The sequence below is a fragment of the Pirellulales bacterium genome, from assembly GCA_035533075.1.
Classification (GTDB): Bacteria; Planctomycetota; Planctomycetia; order Pirellulales; family JAICIG01; genus DASSFG01.
This window is the reverse complement of sequence record DATLUO010000136.1, coordinates 1-10,164: the sequence shown is the minus strand read 5'-3', so window position 1 is coordinate 10,164 and position 10,164 is coordinate 1. Positions and strand designations below refer to the sequence as shown.

Annotated in this window: 8 protein-coding genes; 3 read left to right on the top strand and 5 right to left on the bottom strand. The window is 62.6% G+C overall.

The annotated features are described in order from the left end of the window. Positions 1-544: 544 nt before the first annotated feature. Both VNH11_17355 and VNH11_17350 read right to left on the bottom strand, forming a co-directional pair. Complete coding sequence (locus VNH11_17355; GenBank protein HVA48137.1) at positions 545-2,545, bottom strand: Zn-binding domain-containing protein; 2,001 nt, start codon at positions 2,543-2,545, stop codon at positions 545-547. Then, on the bottom strand, positions 2,484-2,990 hold the full coding sequence (locus VNH11_17350) for a nuclease-related domain-containing protein (protein HVA48136.1): 507 nt from the start codon (positions 2,988-2,990) through the stop codon (positions 2,484-2,486). The genes VNH11_17355 and VNH11_17350 overlap by 62 nt, the downstream gene beginning before the upstream one ends. 260 nt (positions 2,991-3,250) lie before the next feature. Between VNH11_17350 and VNH11_17345 the strand changes: the two genes are divergently transcribed. Further along, complete coding sequence (locus VNH11_17345; protein ID HVA48135.1) at positions 3,251-3,808, top strand: hypothetical protein; 558 nt, start codon at positions 3,251-3,253, stop codon at positions 3,806-3,808. A 542-nt stretch (positions 3,809-4,350) separates the two neighbouring features. Here the strand turns inward: VNH11_17345 and VNH11_17340 are convergent. Both VNH11_17340 and VNH11_17335 read right to left on the bottom strand, forming a co-directional pair. After that, positions 4,351-5,130: a DUF4058 family protein gene (locus tag VNH11_17340; protein HVA48134.1), complete on the bottom strand. Its 780-nt coding sequence runs from the start codon at positions 5,128-5,130 to the stop codon at positions 4,351-4,353. A 392-nt stretch (positions 5,131-5,522) separates the two neighbouring features. Next, positions 5,523-6,995: a hypothetical protein gene (locus tag VNH11_17335; protein ID HVA48133.1), complete on the bottom strand. Its 1,473-nt coding sequence runs from the start codon at positions 6,993-6,995 to the stop codon at positions 5,523-5,525. 128 nt (positions 6,996-7,123) lie between these two features. Between VNH11_17335 and VNH11_17330 the strand changes: the two genes are divergently transcribed. Further along, positions 7,124-8,437, top strand: coding sequence for a (Fe-S)-binding protein (locus VNH11_17330; GenBank protein HVA48132.1), 1,314 nt, complete (start codon positions 7,124-7,126; stop codon positions 8,435-8,437). Positions 8,438-8,455: 18 nt separating this feature from the next. After that, positions 8,456-9,895: a glycosyltransferase family 39 protein gene (locus VNH11_17325; protein ID HVA48131.1), complete on the top strand. Its 1,440-nt coding sequence runs from the start codon at positions 8,456-8,458 to the stop codon at positions 9,893-9,895. Positions 9,896-9,901: 6 nt separating this feature from the next. On the opposite strand, the gene VNH11_17320 is transcribed toward VNH11_17325, so the two are convergent. After that, a partial coding sequence (locus tag VNH11_17320) for a winged helix-turn-helix domain-containing protein (protein HVA48130.1) occupies positions 9,902-10,164 on the bottom strand: 263 nt, incomplete at its 5' end.

Here is a 10,164-nt window from a genome sequence, read left to right as displayed (position 1 = left end):
CCGTGCGCGGAACGGCCCTCTATGCCAAATGGACGCCTTTTTTCCCGACCGCCTGCTGGCCCGCGTGAAGCGCTCCGTGAGCGGAACGGCCCTCTATGCCGAATGGACGCCTTTTTTCCCGACCGCCTGCTGGTCCGCGTGAAGCGCTCCGTGAGCGGAACGGCCCTTCTATGCCGAATGGTTTTCAGTATTCTCGCTACTCGTTCAAGGAGGCGCCCCTCATCCCTCAACCCGGGTGCCGAACAAAGTCGCCAATGGCTTGCCCCCGGACGACCGTGAAGTGCATGCTTGCCCTCGGCGCGGCTGACCTCGGGCAGCGGAACTTCGTCGATTAGTTCGATTCCGCCAATCGAGGAGCCGACGCCCGACTTGCTGACATTGATTCTCCAGCGGCCCAATGCTGGCACTCTTTCGGTATGACCATCCCATGCTTTGCTCCTCGGCCCCTGGCATTCCAGCCTCCCCGCGCGGCCAAACACATCCTTCCGGCCAGGTTGCTTGTCGCGCAACGCGATGACGAACGCATCCGGCGACCGATGCACGTCTACCCAAGGACGGACTGAAGCCAACGTAAGGCTAGGCGCCGGTCAATTAGCCCTTGCTCGTGTGCGGATTGCGAGGAATAGCCGAGCAGGCAGTCAAGGCAGGCTTCGCGGCAACGGAGGTTGTGGTCGTCGGTGCCGTGCAGTATTCCGAGCGATGAGCGAAAAAGCGCTGGGCCTTCGTCGAGCAGCTCGCGGACATGGCCTGCGCCACCCGGCACATTGTCGTACAGCACGATTGAGTAACGACCCGCAGATGCGGGGACGAGCTCCGCGCCGAGCTCGCGTACATCCAATTGCAATAGCTCCGCCGCGGCGCGATGCAGGGCTAATTGAAGGGTTGTCATCAATCGCTGGTCGCTCGCTGGCATGTTGACGTTGTCGAAATCGAGTCGCAGCATGTCGGTGCGCTCTCGTGATCCGAGTATCTGACAACGTAATGGTGCGCCGGGATCGTCCAAACAACGATGATTCTGTCCCTGGCTGTGTGACCACAGCGGCGCATGGCGATCAAACGACGCTCGTATCGCTGAGCTGGGCGTTGCGTTCGGTTCTTCACCATCACTGTAACCGCAGCGCGAACAAATAATATACCCTCGCCCGCCGCGGCCATAATTGAGCACCAAGAGACTCCCGTCGTCACGGTACGTCGCGAGCAGTCCGGCAATATCGCCGTAAGATGGTTCCCTGATTTCGTCGGCGCTACCTTCCGTGCCCCACAGTACGTCCACTTCCGTTTTAGTAAACACTGGATCGTCATCGCCTCGCCTTCTCGGCGGATCCCATGCAGCGGTGCTGAAGCCAAACCGCGGTAAGAGGATTTCCTGCAAGGCCGTCTGCCAGCGCTGGCCGCAGCGGTTGCATTTGTCGGGAGCAGCAATTCCTGCTTCTGAGAAGTAGAGGTGCCCCGCCTGGCAACGGCGCGCGACGGCTCGCGATCCGAACGACTCCGCGTCGGAGGAAACAAGGCGGTTGAGTCCGCGCGACTTTATGAACATGCCGCCAGCCATCAGGGTTGTGCCAGGAACGTACTCGCGAATCGCCAGCAACCCGGGCCGTTCCAAACGAAATTGCTCCGCGCGGCGAACGTTCTCCGATTCGTCTTTTTCGCCGTAGTCTTTTCGCTCGAGCACCTGGAGGCGATGTACATTGATCGGGAATCCGTAGCGGGGCAGAAACTGCCGGTCGGCTAAGGCTTCGATGACCGTGGTACTGTAAAAGCTTTTCAATTGGTAGCGGATGGCGTTGGCACGTCGTGGTCCACCTCCGTCGGTTGCGGAGATCCCGTTCCAGCTCCCGAGAAGCTTGTCATAGTCGTTCCGCCAATCGTCGATGGCACCCTGAAAACGACGCTCGACGTCAGCGATCATGGCTTGCCAACCTGGGCCGGCAGGTTCTGCCAACGGGGTATCCTTGAGCAGACTTATCGCCCCTGTTTGAGGCGGACCGCCGAAGTCGCGTATCCAGCGCAAATAGTCCAGAAATGCGTCCGCCAGTGTGTCAGCTCCCGCATGCCAGGGCGGATTCGAAAGGTCGGTCATGGGGGCACAAGCGACTTCCGGCTTAATACCCCCTTGCTTAGCATCCCAGTAACGTGGCAATTCGACGCGGCAAAACTCTCCCATCTTGCCAAAAGCGTTCATGGCCCCACGTCGTTCCTCAGGCCCATACACTTGTCGGAAGAATTCGCCAAGAAGCCAAGACGCGAGGTGCCGCCATGCCAGCCGTTCACGGCCAAGCAGCACGCGCGGGCGGCGCAGTTCCTGGCCGAGGTAGCGACCGAAGCCCTTGAAAACGGCGCGGTCGAATGGCCGGCTTTGGCAAAAGGTTACCACGGCCGACGAACCGTCGGCTCGTCGCCCGGCGCGGCCAGCACGTTGCAAATAGTTCGCTTTGCCGGGCGGCACATTGCTCATCATCACCGCAGCCAAACCGCCGATGTCAATACCGAGTTCCATCGTCGTCGTACAACTCAAGACGTTCCTGCCGCCGGCGCGAAACAGATCCTGTAGGCGCCGATTCTCCTTTGGCGAAAGCTGAGCCGAATGTTCCTCCGCCCACAATCCCCTGCGGCAACTCGTTCAGCTTTTTTGCCAGATGCCGCGCGTTTCGCGCGACTTGCCCGAAAGGATCGATCGGATGGCCAACGCCGTGCCGGTCGCGCGAGTACCATTGGCCATCCCGAAAGGAAATCAGCCCCCCTTTCACCTCGACGGCGAGTACGCCGCGCTTCCGATGCGCAAGCAAGAAGTCGGCTTCGCCTTCCTTCGGCTCTTCCTGCGAAGGCTCCTTGAGAAGCCATTTCGCCTGATAGACGACCGTCCAATCGCGTTGGGTCAGATCCAACTGCGCTTTAAGTTCGTCATAGACCAACAGCTCCGCCCGAAACCGCGGGTTATTCCTCACGGCCAGTGGGATTTCTGCCGGAATGAACCGATTCTTGCCCATAGCTGTCGCAACTCTGTGAGATGCTTGCTCGACACGGCAAGCATCCAATAATACAGCGCACGGCTCCGGCGTAAATCCGGCTAGCCATGAAAAATTCGTTTGAGGGGGCAGCCCAAGCGAGCAAAACCTCGGCCAATCACTGCCTACGCCGGCGTCTACGCCAATCAGATTGACTGGTTTTGCCTGAAGGAAAACCAGCTCACGGCGGATTTCGTCGTGTCGTTTCGCTAGAAGGACGCGCAGGTAGCCGCCGGAATCGTTTGAAGTCGTCGGCGGAAGACGATGCCGAGAGTTGCGCAATCAGCCCGCAGCTTCAGGTGCGCGGCTGGAAGGTCGGCACGCCCACGGCAAACGTCGAAGAGCACCAGTATCACACGAACTACGGCGATACGTCGCTGCCGAGCGGCAACAGGTCGACCTACTCCGGGTTCGTCGATTCCATCCCGCTGGTGCGGCCGAACTGGGGCTATTTTTTGAAGCTCTTCTTTGGGCTGTTCGTCGCCACCGCCATCGCGTTTCTGGCGCTTTTCATCCGGCCGATCGATCTCGATCTGCGGTTTGGTCTGGGCGTTGGGGCAATTTTTGCGGCCGTGGCCAACGAATATGTGGTCACTTCGTCGCTGCCCGACGCGAGCGTCATGACGCTGGCCGACGTGCTGCACATCCTGGCATTCGTGTTCATTTTCCTGACGCTGGCGGAATCGACGCTGTCGGTCAAGCATTATAACGGCGACGAGGCCGGGCGCCGGAGGTCGAAGAAATTGGTTGGCAGCTTTCGAGGAAGGCCGGAGGCCATAGATGACAAAATGACGCCATAGATTACCGAGACGCCGACACCACAAGGTCGTTGGAACTTGGCCTTTGAACTCGAAAGTCGCCGCGCGTTGATGGCTCGGCGCGGCGAAGAGCACAATTACCGTCAAATCGCGTTGAAGCGGCCGGGGGCCAGGCGGCGCAAGTGCTTGTGTAGAAACGGCTTCGGCTGGCATCGTTGCCAAAACAAAAGGGGGGATTTCGTTGCGCTCCGCCGCGCGCCGGACGACCATAAAACCTTCCGCCGCGCGCGGCGGGACCGCGACGGCCCGCGCGTTCCGGCCGGCAGGGCGGAGGCGACGCGAGTGTCGCCTCGACCGCGCGAGAGCAGGCGGATCGAGCCGAGCCGTAAGCGGCACCACCGCCATCAGCCCGGCCCGGGGCGTCCGCTTGAGGACCAGGCAGGAGAGGGGCAAATGCGTCGCGCGCGACGCTTTTGCCGGCGCGGGCGTGCGTTGCGGTGGGAGCGACCGTGATTCGCGCCGACTTGGCGGTATGTATCTGGCAGGGTCACGCCGACGGGCCGTAGACCAGTTCCGTGAAACACCTAAGTCTTCGCACGGCGGAGATAAGCGGCTGCCCGTGCCGCTTGCGATTTGGTGAAAGGGACGTCCGGGGGCCGCCGGTAATCGATATCCAGATCGTAACGGAGGAAATCGTAAACGTTTTCGAGTGCCTTCTGAAGATCCAGCAAAGAGTCCGGATCGCCGTTCGTAAGCGGAACCGGAACCTCGGGCAAGGGATCTTGAAGTCGCACAGGCCAAACCCCCGTAATCGGCCCCTGCCCCGCGCGGCTGAGGAAAACGAAATACTCCGCTTCCGGCAATTTTCGCCTCATGGGCAAACGTTCGCCTTTCCGCAAGAAGTCGATTTCGATCAAATGCGCCGGGCTGCCAAGCAGCGCATCTCGCTTCCGAAGATAGTCCGTTCGCCCCCGGCCACGCTGATCAAAGGGGGAAAGCAGTTCGATGGCAGTCACGAGCGTTCTGCGCTTGGCATCCCTGATTTCCACGCAGTAGTGCGGCGCTTTCTCTTCCATCAGGGTAGCCACAACCAGCGGCGCCTCAACCGCTGCTCGTGCAGCGGTTCCTTTCGCCTTTTGTCGTGCCTTGACCGTTCGCACGCCCACGTCTGTGTAGATGGAGATTTCCGCCTCATCGAGATCATCCGGCGCCGTGATGACAAAGCGTTTTTCGGTGCGGGCGACGTAACGTGGCGCAATCTTGGGAGCGAGCTGGCGCGCGATCTCCGCCGCCAACTGCGAATGCACGGCGGTCCATAGTTCGCCCTCCAAATAGGGGTCCATTCCAGGAAACGGGGACGGCATGACGAATCGACCTCGCACATTCACGGAAGGTCAGCAAACCTTCGTTGATTATCGGATCATGGGCTTTCTCCGGCAAGGCCATGCGGCGCAAGTGCTTGTCTAGAAAAGGTTTCGGTTAGCATTGCTGCCCAAACAAAAGGGGGGATCTCGTTGCGCTCCGCCGCGCGCGGCGGACGACCATAAAACTCGCCGCCGCGCGCGGCGGAGCGATCTCGCGTTCGACAACCTTCCGCCGCGCGCGGCGGCACCGCGACGCCCCTGCCTTCCGGCCACCAGGCGCGGAGGCGACACGCGTGTCGCATGGACGGCCGCTTGCGGGCCAGACGAGACGCACTCCAATGGCGCAACAAGGAAGAGGCGCCGGCCGCCGGAGGCGTGCTAAAGCAAGCCGTTCACCGCCGGGCAGGCTCGCCCGGCCCGACCAGCTTGCCCACCGGCCGGCCGATCAGAATGCCGCACATCCCGCCACGCTGGGCCACATTGACCACCTGCTTCTGCGAGGCCCGCCCTACGATGCCCACGCCATACTTGGTCGGGGCAAAACCCATCACCGTGTAAAACGGCTCCACGTGTACCTGGCCGCGCTCGTCGACCACCGGAAACTCGTTCACCGGAATGCTCGCCAGCCGCTGCACCACCCAGGCCTCGTCGCCGGCCAGCGCCGCGTCGATCGCCCGCTCCCACTCGATTTGCGTCATGCCGTGTCCGATGTAAACGCGGTCGCCGCCGTAAGAACGGTTCGGCTTCAGCACCAGTCGCTCGTGCTCGCGGCGGGCGAAATCGAGCAGGCTGCCCGTCTCGCCGTGGGGAAGCGAAGTCGGGCGGTCTGCCAACAGCCGCGTCCAGAGCACGTGGCGGCGAAACACCTGGCGTTCGTCGGCGTTGAAGTACTTTCCGCTCAGGACGGGGTCGGTGAGCACCTCCCAGCAGCTTTTGTGGTCGAAGTCGCCGCCGATCGACGAGATCATGCGGTTCTCGGCAAACAGCCGCCGCACCGGGGCCAGGTCGGTCCCGGCCGCTTCCAGGGCCAGTAGGTCGCGGACCTCGTAATCGCGATAGGCGATATCGACCGGCGTTGCTTCGTAATAGACTTCACCTCGATCGAGCGAGAGCTCCGCCGGATCGGCGTGCGTGATCGTCATGCCGTGTCGCTCGTGAAAATAGTGGGCCAGCGGCTCCTGCTCGCAGGGTCCGTCGCCCGAATACTTCGGTTCGATAAAACAGACGTTGCGTCCCTGGCGTCCAATCGCTTCCAGATGGTCGATCACCTCCTGAATGAACAACTCGCGGAGATCCTGGCCCACCTCCATGTGCAACTGCGGATCGCACCGCTCGACCGCGGGCAGCACGACTTCGGTCAGCATTTGCTCGCAGGTCGGGCCGAGGTGAATGCCGCCGACGCCGCACAGGTTTGGCTCGAAGAACCGCAACGATTCCTTCCAGGTGGGGCTGGTGAATTCGACCATGGCGTCGAGCCGGCCGAACACCGGATTGTTTTCACGCTGGCTCGGCCCCCAACTGTCTCGCAGCCAGCGCTCTTCCGGCTCGCTCAGCGGCACCAGCCGGCGTATCGCCGCGTCCTGCAGGTACAGATCGGGCAGGCGCTTCAGCGCGTTGAGCAGCGTTAGCGAAACGAAGTGCAGATAGGCCAGTTGGTCGGGCATGACGCAGATCGGCCGCAGCATGACGCGGATGGCCTCCACCTCGCCGTGCCGCGAATAGATCAAATTGCGGCGAAAGGCCTCGCTCGTCATGCGGTCGGTCAGCTCGACGATCGTCGCCGGGGGAAAGCCGTAGAAGACCTTGCGCAAGCGGCTTTCGAGGTTCAGGCCGCTGAGTCCAAGTTCTTCGGCGGGAGTCAACATGGCAACGGCACTGCTAAATCGGCAGCCCGCGGTGTATGGTACACCATAGAGGCTACTACGCGAAATTCCAGAAGCGTCCTCGCACCCATGTCGGACGTGAATCCGGCCCGAACGCACGCTCCATAAAAATGCACCAAGAAGCGACCACGGAACTGCAGAACGACCCACGACAGGCCACGCCCGGCAGCGGCATCGACTATGGGCTGTTTCTCGACTGCGTGCATTGCGGGCTGTGTACGGCGTCCTGCCCGACCTACGTCGAGTTGGGCAACGAGAACGACAGCCCCCGCGGGCGAATCTACCTGATGCGGGCCGTCACCGACCGCCGGCTGGAACTGACCGACGAGGTCCGCCGCCATCTCGAATTGTGCCTCGACTGCCGGGCCTGCGAAACCGCCTGTCCCTCCGGCGTGCAGTACGGCAAGCTCATCGAGCCGTTTCGTGTGGCGATGGAACAGTCGGGCAATGGCCGGGCCAAGTCGGCCGATTGGTTTCATCGCTGGATCTTGTTCGGCATTTTTCCCTATCCCAAGCGCATGCGGATGGCCCTGGCGCCTGCCCGACTGGCCCAACGATTGGGCCTGCTGCGTTTCGCTCAGGCGACCGGCCTGCTGCGGCTGCTTCCCGCGCGGTTGCGGCAGCTTGTCGATATGCTGCCGCCGCCGGGCAAGGAAGAGCCGGAACTGCCGGAGTTCTTGCCGGCCAAAGGCCCGCGCCGCGCGCGCGTGGCCCTCTTCACCGGCTGCGTGGCCGATGTGCTGTTTCGTTCGACGCACTGGGCCACCGCCCGCGTGCTGCAAGAGAACGGGTGCGACGTGTACGTGCCTCGCGGCCAGGTCTGCTGCGGAGCCATCCATTTTCACGCCGGGTCGAGCGAACCTGCCCGTACACTTGCCGACCGCAACACCGCCGCCTTTGATCTGGACGAGTTGGACGCCGTGGTCGTCAACGTGGCCGGCTGCGGGGCGATGCTGAAGGACTACGGCCATCATTGGCACGACGGCCAGCAGGGCGACCGCCAGCGGTTTGCCGCCAAGGTGAAAGACGTCAACGAGTTTCTCGACGAACTCGGCCTTGTGCCGCCGCGCGGCGAGATTCGGGCAGTCGCGACCTATCACGACGCCTGCCATCTCGGCCACGCTCAGAAGATTCGCGAGGCCCCGCGGCGGCTGTTGGCCCAAATACCGGGCCTGCAATTGCGCGACCTGCCGGAAACCGAGCTTTGTTGCGGAGCGGCCGGGACGTATAACCTGACGGAACCGGAAATGGCCGGGCGACTCAGCCGCCGCAAGCTGGCCAACATCGTCAAGACGGGCGCGCAAATTGTGCTCACGGCTAACGCTGGCTGCCTGCTGCAGATCGGCCGCGAAGCCCGGCAGCAAGGGCAGCCGCTGTGGGTGGCGCATCCGATGGAGTTGTTGGATCACAGTTATCGAAAGTAGGGTTCAGGGTTCACCGGCATGGACGCCGCAACCACGACAACTCGCCGCCACGTCACCGGCCTGATCGTCGCATGCGCCTTCGTAGCGGTCGCGTTCGCCGCCTACCATTTCTACCTGCGCGAGTTGATGATACACCGGGGCCTGACGCTGGGAGCGGTGCGGCCGGGCGTGAAGGTCTATCGCATCGTCCCGCTGTATCTCTATTGGCGTCCTCGACTCAAAACCGGCGTGCTGATCGCCACCGCGGTTTTGGCCGGCTTCGTCTGGTGGCTGCGTCGATCGCTGCGGCCGAGCGGCGCGAACAAGCGTGCCGGTAGTGCCGTCGTGGCCTCTCTCATGGCTTGGCACGTCGCGATTGCGGTGTCCGTGGCCTTGATCGACGGCGGGCCCGGCAAGCTGTGGGAGCCTTTCCACGTGCATCGCCGCAGCGACTACATCGGCGCCGTCGAGTGGATCGACAGGCCGCAAACTTTCCTGCAAGATTATCCGCAATTGATGCCCGATCTGCCGCTGCACTGCCGCACTCATCCGCCCGGCGGACCGCTGCTGCTGTGGATGATCGCGCACTCGTTCGGTCCGGGTCCCTTCGCCGCCTCGATGGCGACCATCCTGCTGAGCAGCCTCGCGACGCCGGCCGTCTATTTGCTCGCGCGAGACGTGCTGGACGAAGCTCCCGCGCGCCTGGCCGCAGGCATCTTCCTGTTGGCGCCCAACGTGGTCGCTTATTCGGCAACCTGCCTGGACGCGGTCTTTATGGTGCCGCTCGTCTGGACAATGTGCTTTCTTTGGATTGGTCGCCGGCAACGGCCGATGCTTTTCGGCATGGCGGCGGGCATCACCGGCTCGCTGGCCGCGTTGATGACCTTCTCCGCCTCTGTCGTCGAACTGTGGGCCGTCGTGGCACTCGTGCTCACGGCCTTCTGCGACCCAACGCGGCTTCGCAACACGCTGGTTGCGCTGGCCGCCGCGGCAGTCAGCAGCGTCTTGTTTTACGCAGTTCTCAACGCCTGGTCGGGCTACGACCCGCTGGCGGTCTTGCGACAGGCGTTCGAGGGCCAGCATGAAATCACGAACGGTCGGGGCCATAGCACACTCCGGCAATCGGTCCATTTCGCAGTCACTAATTTCGTCGCGTTCGCCTTCTGTTCCGGACTGCCGATCGTTCTGCTTTGGCTCCGCCAGTCGGTCCGGGAAATCCCTTTGGCTACCTCCAGCAGCGCGCGATGGCTGCTGTTGAGTTTCCTGGTGACGCTGGTCGGCATCGACGTGGCGCCGTTGTACACTTTGGAGACCGAACGCATCTGGATTTTCCTGGTCGGATTCATGGCCATCGGCGCCGCCGCCCATCTGAATCGAACGGCCTGCCGGCTCGACGCATCGCCGCTTGTCACCGCGGCGCTCTTGCTTCAGGCCGGGCAGACCGTCCTGATGGAGGTGCTCTTCGAATGGGTCTGGTAGCAGCCGCTACGTATCCGCCAGGCGATATCCCACTCCTTGCTCCGTGAGCAAATAGCGGGGCTGGGCCGGGTCGGTCTCCAATTTGCGCCGCAGCCCGGCCATGAACACCCGCAGGTAATGCACTTCGCCCACCTGGCCCGGTCCCCAAACTTCCTTGAGCAAGAAGCGGTGCGTCAACACCTTGCCGGCGTGTTGGACCATGACGGTGAGCAGCTTGTATTCCAAGGGAGTGAGGTGAATCTCTCGCTGGCCGACAAACACCCGCCGCG

Excerpts from the sequence above, each read along its gene's own strand:
- VNH11_17330 (HVA48132.1), top strand. The coding sequence starts at position 7,124 with ATGCACCAAGAAGCGACCACGGAACTGCAGAACGACCCACGACAGGCC.
- VNH11_17325 (HVA48131.1), top strand. The coding sequence starts at position 8,456 with ATGGACGCCGCAACCACGACAACTCGCCGCCACGTCACCGGCCTGATC.
- VNH11_17340 (HVA48134.1), bottom strand. The coding sequence starts at position 5,130 with ATGCCGTCCCCGTTTCCTGGAATGGACCCCTATTTGGAGGGCGAACTA.
- VNH11_17335 (HVA48133.1), bottom strand. The coding sequence starts at position 6,995 with ATGTTGACTCCCGCCGAAGAACTTGGACTCAGCGGCCTGAACCTCGAA.
- VNH11_17350 (HVA48136.1), bottom strand. The coding sequence starts at position 2,990 with ATGGGCAAGAATCGGTTCATTCCGGCAGAAATCCCACTGGCCGTGAGG.